Annotated in this window: 15 protein-coding genes and 1 pseudogene; 11 read left to right on the plus strand and 5 right to left on the minus strand. The window is 54.5% G+C overall.

What is annotated here, in order from left to right; all coding sequences use genetic code 11:
• Positions 1–135 precede the first annotated feature (135 nt).
• A complete protein-coding gene (locus AC0Z2B_RS02210) occupies positions 136–849 on the minus strand; it encodes a hypothetical protein (RefSeq protein WP_476294939.1) in 714 nt (237 codons plus the stop codon).
• A gap of 413 nt (positions 850–1262) precedes the next feature.
• Between AC0Z2B_RS02210 and AC0Z2B_RS02215 the strand changes: the two genes are divergently transcribed.
• The 9 genes and pseudogenes from AC0Z2B_RS02215 to AC0Z2B_RS02255 all read left to right on the plus strand — a co-directional run bounded on the left by AC0Z2B_RS02215 (position 1263) and on the right by AC0Z2B_RS02255 (position 9171).
• Positions 1263–1541 (plus strand): DUF3077 domain-containing protein, encoded by a 279-nt coding sequence (locus AC0Z2B_RS02215; protein ID WP_476294941.1) that lies wholly within the window; start codon positions 1263–1265, stop codon positions 1539–1541.
• A gap of 696 nt (positions 1542–2237) precedes the next feature.
• Positions 2238–2867 (plus strand): S-type pyocin domain-containing protein, encoded by a 630-nt coding sequence (locus tag AC0Z2B_RS02220; protein WP_476295139.1) that lies wholly within the window; start codon positions 2238–2240, stop codon positions 2865–2867.
• Between the two features lie 222 nt (positions 2868–3089).
• Complete coding sequence (locus tag AC0Z2B_RS02225) at positions 3090–3998, plus strand: DUF2971 domain-containing protein (protein WP_476294942.1); 909 nt, start codon at positions 3090–3092, stop codon at positions 3996–3998.
• A 268-nt stretch (positions 3999–4266) separates the two neighbouring features.
• The gene (locus AC0Z2B_RS02230; RefSeq protein ID WP_476294943.1) at positions 4267–4470 is read left to right on the plus strand and encodes a hypothetical protein; all 204 of its coding nucleotides are present in this window, start codon (positions 4267–4269) and stop codon (positions 4468–4470) included.
• A 302-nt stretch (positions 4471–4772) separates the two neighbouring features.
• Positions 4773–5696, plus strand: coding sequence for a FitA-like ribbon-helix-helix domain-containing protein (locus AC0Z2B_RS02235; protein ID WP_476294944.1), 924 nt, complete (start codon positions 4773–4775; stop codon positions 5694–5696).
• Positions 5697–6094: 398 nt separating this feature from the next.
• The gene (locus AC0Z2B_RS02240) at positions 6095–7330 is read left to right on the plus strand and encodes a hypothetical protein (RefSeq protein ID WP_476294945.1); all 1236 of its coding nucleotides are present in this window, start codon (positions 6095–6097) and stop codon (positions 7328–7330) included.
• Positions 7331–7507: 177 nt separating this feature from the next.
• A pseudogene (locus AC0Z2B_RS02245) lies at positions 7508–8486 on the plus strand (IS5 family transposase).
• 69 nt (positions 8487–8555) lie between these two features.
• Entirely contained in the window at positions 8556–8888 is a 333-nt protein-coding gene (locus tag AC0Z2B_RS02250) for an HNH endonuclease (RefSeq protein WP_476294946.1), read from the plus strand.
• Positions 8889–8895: 7 nt separating this feature from the next.
• The gene (locus tag AC0Z2B_RS02255) at positions 8896–9171 is read left to right on the plus strand and encodes a bacteriocin immunity protein (protein WP_476294947.1); all 276 of its coding nucleotides are present in this window, start codon (positions 8896–8898) and stop codon (positions 9169–9171) included.
• 142 nt (positions 9172–9313) lie between these two features.
• Here the strand turns inward: AC0Z2B_RS02255 and AC0Z2B_RS02260 are convergent, their stop codons facing one another.
• Genes AC0Z2B_RS02260 through AC0Z2B_RS02270 form a run of 3 tightly spaced genes read right to left on the minus strand, consistent with a single transcriptional unit; the run spans position 9314 to position 11187 of the window.
• Positions 9314–9733, minus strand: a complete 420-nt coding sequence (locus tag AC0Z2B_RS02260) for a hypothetical protein (protein ID WP_476294948.1) — start codon at positions 9731–9733, stop codon at positions 9314–9316.
• The gene (locus AC0Z2B_RS02265; protein WP_476294949.1) at positions 9730–10665 is read right to left on the minus strand and encodes a DUF6402 family protein; all 936 of its coding nucleotides are present in this window, start codon (positions 10663–10665) and stop codon (positions 9730–9732) included. The genes AC0Z2B_RS02260 and AC0Z2B_RS02265 overlap by 4 nt, the downstream gene beginning before the upstream one ends.
• A 9-nt stretch (positions 10666–10674) precedes the next feature.
• Positions 10675–11187 (minus strand): PAAR domain-containing protein, encoded by a 513-nt coding sequence (locus tag AC0Z2B_RS02270; protein ID WP_476294950.1) that lies wholly within the window; start codon positions 11185–11187, stop codon positions 10675–10677.
• Positions 11188–11792: 605 nt separating this feature from the next.
• Here AC0Z2B_RS02270 and AC0Z2B_RS02275 point away from each other — a divergent pair.
• On the plus strand, positions 11793–12911 hold the full coding sequence (locus tag AC0Z2B_RS02275) for an acyltransferase family protein (protein WP_476294951.1): 1119 nt from the start codon (positions 11793–11795) through the stop codon (positions 12909–12911).
• Between the two features lie 448 nt (positions 12912–13359).
• Here the strand turns inward: AC0Z2B_RS02275 and AC0Z2B_RS02280 are convergent, their stop codons facing one another.
• Positions 13360–14202 carry an isocitrate lyase/PEP mutase family protein gene (locus tag AC0Z2B_RS02280; protein ID WP_476294952.1) on the minus strand — a complete coding sequence of 281 codons (843 nt, stop codon included), beginning with the start codon at positions 14200–14202 and terminating at the stop codon, positions 13360–13362.
• A 162-nt stretch (positions 14203–14364) separates the two neighbouring features.
• Between AC0Z2B_RS02280 and AC0Z2B_RS02285 the strand changes: the two genes are divergently transcribed.
• Positions 14365–15189, plus strand: a complete 825-nt coding sequence (locus AC0Z2B_RS02285; protein WP_476294953.1) for a hypothetical protein — start codon at positions 14365–14367, stop codon at positions 15187–15189.
• The last annotated feature ends 24 nt before the right edge of the window (positions 15190–15213 follow it).

The following is a 15213-nucleotide window of genomic DNA, read 5'->3' on the forward strand; positions in this document are numbered from 1 at the left end:
CCGGCGTAGGAGCCGACTTTAGTCGCGATGCAGACGACGCCATTTTCCAGACAGTTGCTGCTACGTTCTCTACGGGGCTAGCGGTTTAGTTCGCGAAAACTCGCTGGCAAGCCAGTTCCCGCAAGACAGTTGCTACTACATTTGAGCGAAAGCCTCCTCAAGATTCCGTAACGCCTCATCGATCTTGTATTGAAGCATCAGGGCTGCGGAAAGCCGTACCATTGCTTCAAAGACAATATGCCCTGAAGGAATTTCACATTGCGAGACACATCGCCCGCAAAACGTGCCGGCTCCGTATGCGTAGAGCCTATAAAAAACGCCTCGATCCTCTCGATTCAAACCCACTGTAAAGTGCGTCACTTCCTGACCAGAAGCAGCGATGTCAGGCAGCGAAAACTCTAGGACGTCATCAAACGGAATAAACATAGCCGATGCCGACATCACAAACAAACTGGAAATATCCAGCGCTTCTTTTACAAACTCCAATTTCGGCTTTGAATATTCATGCTCGATAATATTCCGCACACCCACAACTTTCCGCAAAAGACTAGGCGTCAACAGACCGAGCGCCTTTAATCGATCAAGTTTTTTGGGAACGGCCCACCCAAGCGACCGATACCCAAACGAAATCAACAATTGGTCAACCTGACAGACGATTGCTCGCTTCGCATTGGTAGTTGCGTTAACAAGCGCGGACAGACCACCTCTCTCGAAGTCTTCCTCTGCCAGCATCAAGAATTCCATGGGAGACGTATCAAGCTTCGTCATTGTGAATCCGCCACCTCCCAAGGCGACCCCAAACTTTCGAACATCTATTTCATGACTATCGCAAAGCTCTTTAATATCCATATCAACCCCTGATGGAACTCTGAAGTAACGCAACCGCATGACCAACGTAGCAGGCACGACGACATGTCGCCGGAGCTACGTTTACACGGAAGCTTCATGACCGTCATCCAACCGCGCCTACCCACCGTAACGTAAGAGCTAGTCATCGAAGTAGACCCACGCCCCCAAAAATCTGTACCATCCACGCTGGGACAATCTCCCACGCGGGCTTGGCGGCCCCAAACGATATAGGCGCAACGTGCCAAAACCTCGCTCCCTGACCTCGTTCAGGAGCAACGCTATGGCGAATTGCGCAGGGACCCCTCACGGGGTGCCGGTTCCTATATCGCCGGTCCGCCAACCTTGTGCAATTTGCCACCCCTAAACCTGCTTGGCGGCAGGCGGCGTGGCTTCACCGATATAGGGAAATAGCTATGACCGATCCAACCCCGCACCAAACCCAAGGCCAAACCACCTTTGCCCCTTGCGGCCCCAGCGCCACCCCACTGTTCACCGTCAACCCCGACGTCCCACTCGTGGATGCCCTGGCCCACAGCGCCAACCTGCAACTCATCGCCAATCAACTGATGACAGACGCCGCCATGGGCGACGACGGTCCTCACCTGGCGTGGGCAGCGGCTTATTTGGGGGAGATGGCGCAGGCGATCGTGCATGACCTGACGATACCGGTGGCATACAGCAACGCAGGCTGATTGCGTTGTGACGCTGGGCTGGATTAGCAGCTGGTTCGGCGTTCTGAACAGACAGAGCGAGCTCATGACCGGCATCTAAATATATGCGCACTCGCATCACTGGTCCCGGAGCTACAGCGCCTACAAAGTAATCGGCTTCAGCAGTTTCAGAATAGTCCTACAGATCACGTTGTAGCAGGCAGGCAGCCTTTGCGGCTCCCCCACATCACGACGTGGGCACGAGTTCGAACATTCTGAAGGCATTCAACACATGGAAAAAAGACCATGGGCCGGGCACCACTGCAAGGTCTGCTATGAAAATGCGCTACAGCGGCGGCGAGCAACCCAAGCAGCCGAAGCAAAACGTCAGCCCTCCAAAGCAAAGCTCAGATCAGCCCCACCGCCCCCGAATTTCCAGCCCGCCGAGTCCCAACTCCACGCCCTCCAGATACCGGATGTGTTTTCACAAAGTCCTGCCACCTGCCCCAGGGAATTTTCAATTACACGTTACATTCAGGGTTCATTCCCGTCGAACCGGTGAGCAACTACGGCAACCACGCCATTCTGAGCGGTGCTCAATCCGATCCTGACGGTAACATCCCTCGGTACAAGATCGGTGGTAGCCCTTTACCGGCGGCTCTAGGCACATTGCTGCTTCGGGGTGGATCGACAATAACCGCTGGCGCTGGCGTTACGTCTAGCAGCGCGGCCGCGGCCGTGGGGGCAAGCACCGCCGCCACTTTCCTAACGGGTGTACTTGCGCTGCTATGGCCCTCAGATCTTGCCGATGGCAGCCTGTACTCGGAGCAACAACTCAGGACACTCGACCTGGCACGTACCAGGGTAAGGCTTCACGTAGTGCAGAATCCTGATGGGTCATTGAAAGGCTACGGTTTCAACACCGAGCGGCACCGTGATTGGGAGATGATCCCGGTGGTGCAGTTCAAAACCCGAGATCAGAAACAAATTGCGGATTTTGGCAACGGCGTCACCCTGATTTGGACACCAGTGACTTCCCCTGGGTCCAAACCTGGCATACCTCCGTTGAAGGGCTCGCCCCAAGCACCCCATATCTGGATTTACCCTGCAACAGACCAAGCGGACCAGATCATCGTTAATCCGCTATACCCACCCGAATATCAAGACTACTTACTGGTTTTCCCCGCAGAATCAGGGGTACCACCGCTCTACATCGTGATGAGCGTGCGGACGGCGCCGGGCACGGTGACCGGCCGAGGCGTGGACGTTGAAGGTGTCTGGCTTGCCGATGCGGGCTCAGGTATTGGCGCGCCCATTCCCACAGAGTTGGCAGACGCGCTTAGGGATCCTCCGAACAAGTCGTTTTGAGCTGCACTGCCCCCTGTAAATACGCGGGCTACAGCAGGCTCTTCGAGCGAAAAACAGACTTGTTCAGAGGGCTCCTAGCTCAATTGCTGATGCTTGGAAGTGGACATTAGATGTGCTCGCTTCCAAGCCATCCTCTCTTGTAACTATTGATTTTCTTACTCAAAAACCCAAGAATAGCTTTTTGCGATACGCAACCGAACTCATTGCGCGGGAAATTTTAAAATGGATAGACCATGGGTCAAGTCTTTGATGGATAAATTCGCTGCAGAACTCATGACCCCCGACTTAATAAGATCTATATTAGAATCCAAAAACAAACACACCCCTCAAAAGCTGTACAAAATCAGAAACTGCTCAGACTATGCTCTTAAAAATCTTAGAGACAGAACATTACACCTGGCTACAGCTAACACTTTCAACGACCCTTATGACGCAGCATTCTGGGGACGCTATGACAATGTAAGCATTATGATTATGTGTCGCACCTTAAACCTCCCTAAAGATCTATGTGAAAATTTTTTAAATAACGCAGAACCGCTGAGAAGTTTCTATGAGTACTGCCTTGAAAATCAGCTCGACAAATTCGAAATCGATGAAAAACTACGTGAGCATGAAGCTTTCAGTGCTGAGGGAATAAAAGGACTTGTAGATTCAATACAAAACAGCTACAAGATATGCAGCTTGAGCGAGCGCGTTGACTCAGTGGTTACATGGGGTCACTACGGGAGTAATCACACCGGTTTTGCCATGGAGTACGACTTTACTACCAACAAGGAATTAGAAATATCCTTGTGGCCAGTAGCATACTCAGACGAGCTCCTCGACATATCTAAAATATTTGTCGAGCAACAGAAAGCCAACACTTTCAACAACCTATTTGGCGTGGCTGCAGCGTTAAGAAAAGCGAATGACTGGAAGTACGAAAAAGAGTGGCGACTTGTTATAGCAGATGGCCCTGAACAGAAGTCCATGAGCGTAAACGCACCGCTCAAGGCAGTTCACCTAGGAGCGAGGATATCTACCCTAGATCAGGAAAGCATCCTGAAAATATGCCAAAAAATCAAAATACCAGTTTTCAAAATGAAACTTGCAACTCACGAATATAGAATGATAAGCGAACCTATGCCATAGCCCTATATTCTAGCAAAATCAAGCTTGACAGGCATAAAGCAAGCTCGCATCACTAAGCAAGTGATAGCTGACGTCGTCAGCAACATGTCCGAAGCAGTCCGGATCTCAAGACTGCGATGCGGCCCACCGCATTGATCCAACCCAAAGTTCGCTAAGCATCCGGAAGCGCGAACGGTCGACTGGCTTGCCTGTCGATGGTTGCACACTCATCGCACTACTCCCCGCCCAGGGTTGTGTTTCTCCGCGTGTTCGTTGCAGGAGAAACACCATGAGCACAGCCAGCTACCGCTTTGGCGAATTTGTTGGTACTGCCTTTCGGGAGTACCTGCGTTCCGCCAAACGCCATACTCCCACCATCCAGCTTGCAACATCTGTAGCACCTGCACCTGCACCTGCACCTGCACCTGTGACGTTGCCGGCTCCAGTCGTCAGCGATCTGCAGCTACTGGAGCTCTGCCAGACGCCGACATGACGAGCTAAATCTGCTGTATGTATCGGCTACCAGAGCTATGAAGATCCTAGCCCTCAACTCGCTCGTAATCGACATCATGCACAGGTTCAAGGAGCTCAGGGCCGCCGCTATCACGCACTGATGCGGCACGTTCGCATATGCCACCCAGCATTATTTTCGAACCTGCGCCTCGGCAAACCCGGCCCCCAAGGATGAGCTGCTCGCAGGTGCCGAACCGCACACGACATCATAATGACGTCACAATGACGCAAAAATACAGGAAAAATTGATGTCGACTTGACCTAGATAACCAGGAATAATTGATGGTAGATTGGCGCAAACACATTCATGGAGCCTTCCTGATGGCCAGAATCACAATCCGAGATATTCCAGATCCTATTCACGAAACACTCGCCGACTCCGCCGCACTCAACCATAGGTCTGTCGAAGCAGAGATTCGTTATGCCTTGCAGGGATATGTCACACAATTTGTGCGTGCTAGCCAGCACACTGATCAGCAAACCTATCGGCAATCCTGGCAAGCCGGTGTGGGAACACGGATTGACAAGCTCATCGCTCAAGTTAGAAATGATGGCGCCTTCTCAAATAGCGAATGCTACTTGTACCGGGTGGCCCGAACCATTGGAGAAGAGTCGCCAGGTCATTTCCTTGACTGCCTCCAAGGCCTTGCAGACCCTTCGTTTGACATGCTCGATAGGTTGGTAGCGTGGTCCCAGTGCTCCCCAGATTGGCTCCTGGTAGGTTTAGGGGAGATGTTTCCAATTTCACACATCGGAACCGCCTACTCGGATTTTTTTCTCCATGACTTCGCCAACCCGGATGTTCACTTTAATTTTCTGCGAATAGCTGGCGGGCGCCTTGACGGCGAAATGCTTTGCATCAGGCATAACGTCCGAACCAATGAATATGCGATGGGAAGATCAGGCGCTAGTTTTATGCTGAAGGAGGGCATGGGGAGTGGCGGGCATGGCAACCTTCTGAGGCTCATCACCTTCTTGAAAAAGCATTGTGGCGGTCGCGTACTCACCAGCTACAGATACGCTGACATCGACATGGCAGACCTTGGATCTCACCACCCCAAGTTCTACCTCAAGAACTCCGATCGATCGAACTGGCTCACATCGTTGTTTGAGGGTCGAGACCCTGATGATTGGCTCGTAGGTTACCGAAGCCAATGGCAGGAATTTGGCGAGTTGCCATTCGGCTTCGACCTACCAAAAGACTGACTCCCCGAGATTCTGGCGTCTTGGTTGCGGTAACTCCACATTATGGAAAATTGCATCCCATTGACCATCTGCTTGCATTACCACTGGGCAGTCATTTGCATACGACTTGACCAGTTTTTTGCATCGGATTGACCAGTACAAGGAGTAAACTTTGATCGGAAGTCGACCAATTGCAATTTTTTCGCAAAATATTCTACCGATAGCTGCGGACCTCGAAATTCGCTTGACGTGCCGTGACTGTCAAAAACAAAATTCACGCTATCGCCAGATATTTTTTGGTTCCGATGAAGCGCTAACCCCAAATATTGAAGTCCCAGACTGCGGTATACACTTGGCTGGCACTGAATTGAAGAGCATCCCAATCATGATCAAGCGTCAGGGGATAGGTGGACGTTTTTGTGAAAAATAGTTCGGGCTTACCATTCGATATTATTGCTGGAAATAAAAAAGTACAGCCTTGGGATGAATACGTAAGGCATTGCATAGAAAACGAGGTGCGATTCGATAAAATCATTAAAGGCAACGAACGACTAAGCAACATGAAGACTCCAGCTGCATGGAAGGAGGTTGCAAAGTCAATCTATGCATTAGGGCGGGAGCCGGAACTCATTGGTCAAGGGTTTGATGCCAAGGGCATTATGGGGGCGGCAGGGGAAGCACTTACGGAGTTACTGCTACCAGGGGAGCAAGGAGAAGTAAACAGCAAAGGCCACGATGCCATTTTCAAAGGAAACTATATAGAAGTAAAAAGCACTATTGTGCGCAAGATTACAATGAGTAACCCGCAATATAAAGGGGCAGATTATTTGGTAATGCATCGTTTCCAGAAGGAGACCGGTCGCTATTACAATACCTATTTGATTCCAATGAACCTGCTACGTTTTTTCAAATACGATAGGGTTTACAGTGTTTCTGTGGATCTAGCGGTTGATGAATGGGCTCGATCCCTTTCGGTGACACTAGAGCGCCTTGTAAATTTTTTCGACGTGATAACTGACGAGTCCACGGTACAAAATGTTCCCGCCTGCTCAAAGTGCCATAACGAAATTTTTCGAGACGGAGAGTTTCGCATACAAGCCTTGGCGCATGTATGCAAGGCATGCGAATGGGATTCTTGGGAGCTTCGTTATGCTTATTATGATCGCGCCGTCTTTAAAAGTCACTTTAGAGCAAAACTCCGGAAAATTGGTGAAGCAGAGCGCGACTTTAAAGATCTAAGTATTCACTTAAAACAATCTTGGGGTTTTTCAGTAGATATTGACAAGAATGGTGATCGGAGAATACATCACAACTTGCCGGCATTTATTAGGCACACCGAAAAGGCGTTTATTTTTGATTTTTGCCCGAGCCTGTACGTTGCCCGTAAGCTACCAAGAAACTCAATTCGAATTGATTTTGATTTCTACGACCTATATAAAGCCTTGCAGCGATACAATCGAAGGGAGGACTCTCCAGTTCGAAGTATAAAAATTCAGCTAGATGAGCAGCAGTTAACAATACAGATTAGAAGTGGACTCGCTTGCACTGCTGATGACGGAGAAGTTCGGAATTTCATCACCTCAGGTCTCAGCCACACGAGTAATGAGCACTATGTAATAAACTTGGTTCGTAAGCTTCAACTGGCAACTAAGTAGATACTCGGTGACGACCATTTATAACAGTCGCTTCTGGCCGATAGTGGCAGGTCGTCAGCGGCAGCTTCCAAAGCGGTCAGCCAGATTTTGAGCGACAGTCAGATGACTTGTACTCGGGATTGTCCGAACAAGTCCCGCGTATGCGAAAAGCGCCCGACCACCTGATCCGAGCCGCCCATGAGCCAGATGAGCTTTTCCGATATCGAATATGCCGGCAAGCGCAAGCAGACACGCCGAGAATGCTTCCTCGCCGAGATGGATCAGGTTGTGCCCTGGACAGGTCTGCTGGGCCTGATCGAGTCGTTCTACCCCAAGGCCGGCGGTGGCAGAAAACCGTATCCTCTGGAAACCATGCTGCGCATTCATCTGTTGCAAAACGGGTTCTCCCTGAGCGACCCAGCCATGGAAGAAGCGCTCTACGAAATCACGCCCATGCGTCAGTTCGCGCGTCTGACACTGAGCGCGCCGATCCCTGAAGACACCTCGATCATGAACTTCCGGCACCTGCTGGAGAAGCATCAATTGGCGCCTGCCATCTCGCGGTCATCAACGGTTATCTGCAAGACAAAGGGTGTCCCTGCGCCAAGGCACCATCGTCGACGCGACCATCATTCATGCTCCCAGCTCGACCAAGAACGAGGAAGGAAAGCGTGATCCCGAGATGCATCAGACGAAGAAAGGCAACCAATACTTCTTCGGCATGAAGGCGCATATCGGCGCCGATGCAGAGTCGGGGCTGGTTCATCATGTTCACGGCACTGCGGCCAATGTGGCCGATGTCACGCAGGTCGCCGAGCTGTTGCACGGCGAAGAAAACGCAGTTTATGCAGACGCTGAATACACCGGTGTCGAGAATCGTGAAGAGCATGAAAGTCGTGAGGTGATCTGGCAAATCGCGGCGCGGCGCAGCACGTATTCCAGGCTCAATAAACGCAGCGTGCTGTACAAGGCCAAGTGCAAGATCGAGTACTGCAAAGCTCAGACACGGGCCAAAGTCGAGCATCCATTTCGGGTGATCAAGCGTCAGTTTGGCTACGTGAAAGTGCGCTTCCGGGGGCTGATGAAAAACACAGCTCAGTTGACCACGCTATTCGCCCTGTCGAATCTGTGGATGGCTCGAAAACAGCTCATGGGTATGGGTGAGCTGCGCTCTTAACAAGGTGAACCGGGCGAAAAACGCCCTCGACGCCCGCTGAACTAGGCCGTATTCAGCAAATAGCGCTTCGTGCTGAGAAAATTACGACTTGCGGCTGCCGTAAAGCAAGTTGATCAGAGCATCCTTAGAGGACAAAACTTTACCGGGTTCGATAAATTCAGATCGGCGTTCTGGAAGGCCGTATCGACCTCCACCTTCGCGGAGCAATTTGCTCCACAGAACACCGGGCGGATGCAAACAGGCAGGGCTCCGCGGGCACGCCGGACAGATCGGGTGGGAGGCAGGCTATCGTATGAGCTTCATCATGTCCGCAAGGTATCCGAAGATGGCGAGGTGTACAACGTTGATAACCTGCGAGTGAACACCCCAAAAAACCATATTGACCTTCACCGCAACAAGTAGGCACACCATGACTGACCCACTACTGAAAGACAACTTTTCCGATTACACCGAAGAAGAATTCACACAGCTTCTAGAAGCACTTGCCTTCGAAGATCGCAATGGTACAACTGACGAGCAAGCAGACCGATTGCTGCTGCATTTTGAAAAGATCAGCCAACACCCGTCAGGCTCAGACCTTATCTATTATCCAGAACCAGGTGCGGATAGCACTCCTTCGGGCGTGGTTCGCATCGTCAAACAATGGCGCGCAATGAACGGTTTGCCTGGCTTCAAAGCCGTTTGAGCTGCCCTGAAGCGCCGGCAAGCCCTTGAATCCTTCGGTGTCAAAAGGGTTGTCCAGACGCCACTTTTACGCTCGGCGGGCCATCGGCAACGCAAGCCGACATTCCATTCAGCGGTGCCGCACTCAAGGGTCACAGCCTCGATCACTCGTTCGGAGTAATCTCATACGGTACGTTGGCAACAAAAAAATTAAGCCAAGTACCTTGCCATCCTGGAACCCCTAGAGAAAACGATTTCCGCGCTTTATCAAAGATCACCCAGGTAATGGACAATTCACCCTCCGTTTCATACGGCGAGCGCATATCCAACATGGAGGCCGCGTAAAGGGGGGTGCGGTAAACCTCCCCCGGGCGCGTGGCATCCACCACCCTCACGAATACCTTGTCGCGCAGAGGAAACAGTACCCCGCCAAGGGTGACGCTTTCGATAAGGTAATCGCCTTTAGGGCTGCGTAGTGTAAAGTCCGCTCGGCCATTCAACTGCCTGAAAAACTCACCAGTCGCCGCCGTAATAAAAAGCGCGACAACCAGCGAAAAAATCTTCAATTTTTTAAAATCAGTCATTTGATAACAATGACCACCGGCGCAGTGAGTTTCTTGTATAAAATATCAGAGTAAACCGTAAAGTCCCCGCCAGCTTTGTGGCGATCCCGGTACTTCTGGAAACTACTATTCTGTATCAAATAGTACCTGCCCTGTTCAAGCTGCCTGAATGTTTGGTTTGAAGTCGCATCATCCTGGAACAGAGACTGGTAACCCAATACCCGTTCTTGCTGGGTAATCGTGTCATTCTTTGAAAGCGCTTCTCCGACACTGGGGGCAATGCCATCGAAATTCCAGAAGCCCAGCGGTTGGCTGATCAACGTATTGTCTTCAAAATCGTAGCTGTCTTCGGCATAGAAACCGATAGTATCAGCCACCAGCCTAATGCCCTGAGCATCTATCACCACGTCCCCTTCAGCGACGACGCGCATATTGAAATTCGCCAAGGCGCCACGCAGGTCGTTCAAGTCGTCGTCGCCCTCCTGATTGAATTCAACGACTCGGCTATTGGAGTAGCCGAACGCCTCAGCCTTGGACGCAACGCCATTGAACCGAAGCGGATAGGAGCCCGGCGCCTTGCCTGCAGAAAACGCTGCAACGTGCCGTTTAATTTCAGCCTGGGCGCTCATGTTATTCCAGTTCGCTTCAAGCACCTTGGCCACTTCCTGTGCGCGAGGGTAACTGACCACCCAGCTCATTTTTACGATAGTTTCTTCAACATACTGGGCAGGCGTTGGCAGTTGATGCGTTTTCACTTCCCTCGTCATGCCGCCATTGGGCGTATCCCAAGGCTTGCCGGCAAACCAGTGCCTCATCAGCGCAGCCGACACTGGCCAACCAATTTTGTCCATTGCATCCGGAATATCAGTGATCTTGAATTGCCGCGACTGCACCTGCGCACCTTGAGTATTAGTGCTAGGGCTCAACGTCGATTTCGCTGTCTCATTTGCCATGACCTGCCCTCAAGCAATCACTACTTCAGTTTGGGGTTCATATTCCAAATGCACGCTTTCTGCCTGAGCAGCGGCGATTGATTGGGTTTTCCCCTGGCTGTCAGTGATACCTTTGAGCACTTTTCCAGAAGCGGTCGTCAGCTGGTAACGGCGCCCTGCAAGGGGCTCGCCCGAGTCGTCCTTGAGCACGAAGTGCTCATTGAAATGACCAGGCATCGGTGCCAGGCCACTGAATGGCGCAGGCACGAACGTGTCGCCGACGATAATGGTGCTTGCGCCCGTGATAATTTGTCCCCCGTGGTTCGTTGCGCTGCCCAGGAATGCGATGGGCTTTCCGTTGACGAATACGGTGGACATCCCCTCGGTAATGGACGCTCCGCAACTGCAAGTGTCGCCAACCGTAGCCACCGGCATGCCTTCGAAAATCACATCGGGTGAACCGCTTGCAATGGGGTTTGGCGCGTGGCCGGACATGGGACAGGCATGTGTATCGGAAATACGAGCCGCTGGTTTTGCGGACATTGGGAAGCTCCTTTTCGAAGAGCGTCCTACCGTGGACGCTGGCGCAGGATTTTACAGCGAGTGCAGCCATTGATAAACCGGGCCTCGCCACCACGATTCATCGCCAGGTAATTCCTGAGATCGAGCGCCGCCTGCGCGGCGCGACGCAGCCTTCGGCAGCTGCTACAGGTGAAGCATCGCGGGGCCACCTGCCATCTCGACTCATTACAAATCAACACGTTAAACAACCCCAAAATCCCCAGACACCCATTCCGTCGCATCTTTGACAAAACCTATTGACGACGCATTTGGTAACACCTTAAATGTCTGTATCAGGCGTCAATCGTTCCCCCGTTTCTGCACAGTCTTACAGGCCTGAAGCGAAGCCAATCCGGCTTCCACATCCCCTTCAAACATGTGAACACCTGCGCCTACGTCGCCCTTGGCGGTAGCGTGCCCCACCGTTTTCAACGCCAACCTGCCCATCACGGGGTCCCATGCCCCTGCGCAGCGTTTGCGACTTGCCCCACCCTCGTCAACCCGGGCCAGGCTTACGGGTTAATCGCCCACTGACATGCCTCCCCCTTCTTGGGGCGCGTGTGGTTGCTTCTATTAAGGAACTTCCCATGACAGTCATCGACGCGCCAGTCCTGGCCCAGGAAAAAAGCGTGAATCGGCTTGCCTACCTCGATTCCCTCCGGGGCATTGCTGCAGTCCTGGTCGTCATCACCCACCTGTGGCTGCCTTCGCTAGGGGCGTGGTCGCTGCCTGACCACTTCCTGCTCGACATCGGCAAGATGGGGGTCATCTGGTTCTTCCTGCTCAGCGGGGTGGTCATCCCGTTCAGCCTGCACCCCGGCCCTGGCGGGGCCCGGCGCTTTATCGTGTCGCGTGGGCTGCGGCTGTACCCCACCTACTGGCTCTCGATGGCGGTGTTCGTCGCCATGCTGGCGCTGACCGGCGCGGAGCTGCCGAGTGGCCGCGCCATCATGGCCAACCTGACCATGCTGCAGTCAGCTTTTGGGTACGACGACGTGGTGGGGCTGTACTGGACACTGTTCATCGAGTGGGTGTTCTACGCCCTGTGCCTGGGCCTGACGCTGATGAGCAGGCTGCACGATACGACGTTCCGCGCCCTCTGCGCACTGGGGCTGCTGCTGGTTGCGCTGGCCATGGGCATGGCGCGCATGCTGCTACACCGCAAGTTGCCGGTCGCCCTGCCGCTGGGGCTTTCATTGATGCTGTTCGGCTCGATCTGGCGCGACTGGATACTGGGCCAGGCCACCGCCACCACCAAACGCTGCGCTGTTGCGCTGCTCGGCGCCTACTGCGTGCTGCTGCCGCCGACCTTCTACGCGGCCTACGGCTTCGACACCGGCCTGGGCGAGTACTGGCTGCGCTATCTGTTCACCTATGCCCTGGCCATCAGCAGCTTCCTGGTGCTGACCCAGCGCGTGCGCCTGCAGCAGCCACTGCTGCTGTGGCTGGGCACCCGCAGTTATTCGCTGTACCTGCTGCACCCCAGCATGGCGTTGCTGGCGGGTTATTGGCTGGGCAGTGCCAAGCCGTCGATTTTGCTGGCACTCGTGGCTACCGGCCTTGCGTTTGTGGCAGCCCATGTGAGTTACCACTACGTCGAGTGGCCCTTCATGCAGCTGGGCAAACGCCTCAACGGCAAAGCGCGTGCGCCCATGCCGTTCATTCCTGAGTTGCAGGTGCCTCAGGAAACCAGCAATCGGTCATGATTTCAGTGGGATTTGCAGCAGAGAAACCGGCCTTGAGTCGGTTTTTTTGTGCCTGGGGTTTGGCCGCAGCCCACCACATCCCCAAGGACGCAGCAGGCAAAATCGACGGAAAAGCACGTGGCATACAGCGACACAAAAAACGGGGGGAGGCAGCACCATCAGAGCAGCTAAGATTTCCGCCGCCCAGAAACGAAATGGCCCCGCAGAGCGGGGCCATAAATACTTACCTAGTGCCATCACCAGCATGAACCAGAAGGGCTTCTGGGAGAGGACGGGCTAGGGCTGCGGTGCCAATATAATTGGCCACGACAGGATGGGCAAATTTGAGCAACCGCCCTACCCTGCCTGCACATATTAGAGGTCGCCCTGCGCAACGCGATCGACAGGGAAGATATGTATCCATAGGCCAGTAGCTGATCAGCTATTGAAAGGCATAGCCTTGTGGCAGCTACAAATCCGGCTCGTAACTTGAGCCCATCACCCCATTCGCCTCCCGAAACCCAAGCGCCTCATCGGCAAACTCAAACGTCCCGCCATCCCTCACCTCCCGCGCCGCCCGCAGCAACGCCCCCAGCGCCGCCCGGGCAAACGAGCTGCCCAGGCTGACCCTGCGCACCCCTGCCCCTTCCAGCTCGCTGGCAGTGAGTTTCGACCCCGCCAGCCCCATCACCACGTTCACCGGCTTGCCCAACGCCGCGCACACCTGGCGAATGGCCTCGAGGTTGGGCAACGACGGCGCGAACAGCACATCGGCACCAGCCCGTTCAAAGGCCACCAGGCGGTGGATGGTGTCGTCCAGGTCCGGGCGGCCCTGGCTGAAGTTTTCCGCGCGGGCCACGAAGGTGAACGGGAACGGCAGGCTGCGTGCAGCTTCGACGCCGGCGATTACCCGTTCCAGGGCGTGGTTGAAGTCGTAGATGGGCGCCGCGGCGTTGCCGGTGGCATCCTCGATGGAGCCGCCCACCAGGCCGATGTCGCCGGCCATGCGGATGGTGGTGGCAACAGCTTCAGGGCTGTCGCCGAAGCCGTTTTCCAAGTCGGCGCTGACCGGCAGGTGGGTGGCCTGGACGATGGCCTGGGCGTTGGCCAGGGTTTCGGCGCGCGACACGGCCCCTTCGCCATCACGGCGGCCCAGGCTGAAGGCCAGGCCGGCGCTGGTGGTGGCCAGGGCCTGGTAACCCAGTGATTCGAGGATTTTCGCGCTGCCGGCGTCCCAGGCGTTAGGCAGGATGAAGAGCTTGGGCTGGGCGTGCAGGGCCTGGAAGGCCAGGGCTTTGTCGAGGGTTTGCATGGGGCCTCCGCAACGTTGGGCAGGGTTAAGTTGTAGCAGATCGGCTCGCCGGACGCCCTTCGTCGGTGAAGATGATTGTCATTTGCGCATCAGTGCTCCATGGCTATGGTTAAGTCGCAGGAAGCGTCACCAATGGAATGTACGAACAGGGAGATCGCCATCATGGCTTCGGAATTCAACGAGCTGTTGGCCAGCGTTCGCGCTGGTAAAACCTATGAATCAGTCACCGCCCGCCTGGCTGCCATTCGGCAAAACAAGGCCGCTACCCAGGACCCCAGCACCTTGCGCGCCCTGCGCGATGCAGAGGTGTATGCACTGGTGTGGGGGGTTGCAGTGGCTACCCGCGAGGACAGTGCTGCCAGTCTCGCCATCGAGCAATACGACGGCGGCGATGACACCGCCTTCAAAGCCCTTATCAAGGCCCAGCAAACCAATGGCGAGGTGCTGGAAACCGCTATCGCCGCAGTCAAGCAGGATGCCAAGGCCGCGGTGGGCGGCAGCGCCAGCGACGCCATCGCCGACGCCAACGCCGCCGAAGAGGCCTACACCGCCGCGCAACCCTACATTGCGACCATCGTGGGCACGAAAATCGACGAGGACTCGATACGGCTGGTGATGCGCCTGGAAGAGTTCACAGCCCCTGTGCGCTCAGCCGCCGATGCCTACGTGAACGACCAGGTCGAGCGTGCTCGCACCGTGGAAACCCTGAAGGCATTGCAGGGGACTTACCTGCTGGTGTGGCGCAAGACCACCACGGGAGGCGGCAACCCGCTGGCCGTGCAAGGGGTGCTCGAAAGCATCGATGAGCAGAACGGCAGCTTCGTGCTGAAAAGCACGGTGTATTCGGGCCGCTACGACACCGTGGCGATTTCCGACATTGGCAGCCTGGACACCTCGCGTAGCGGTCCCGGGGCGCGGGGTAGTGCCGTGACACCAGGCTGGCGCAACGTCGGGCTAGGCGAGTGGGTCCGCTCAGACAAGTACTGACCAGCACTCCCGACCTTCCCGTGG

It is taken from the genome of Pseudomonas sp. GYB4201, assembly GCF_056312595.1.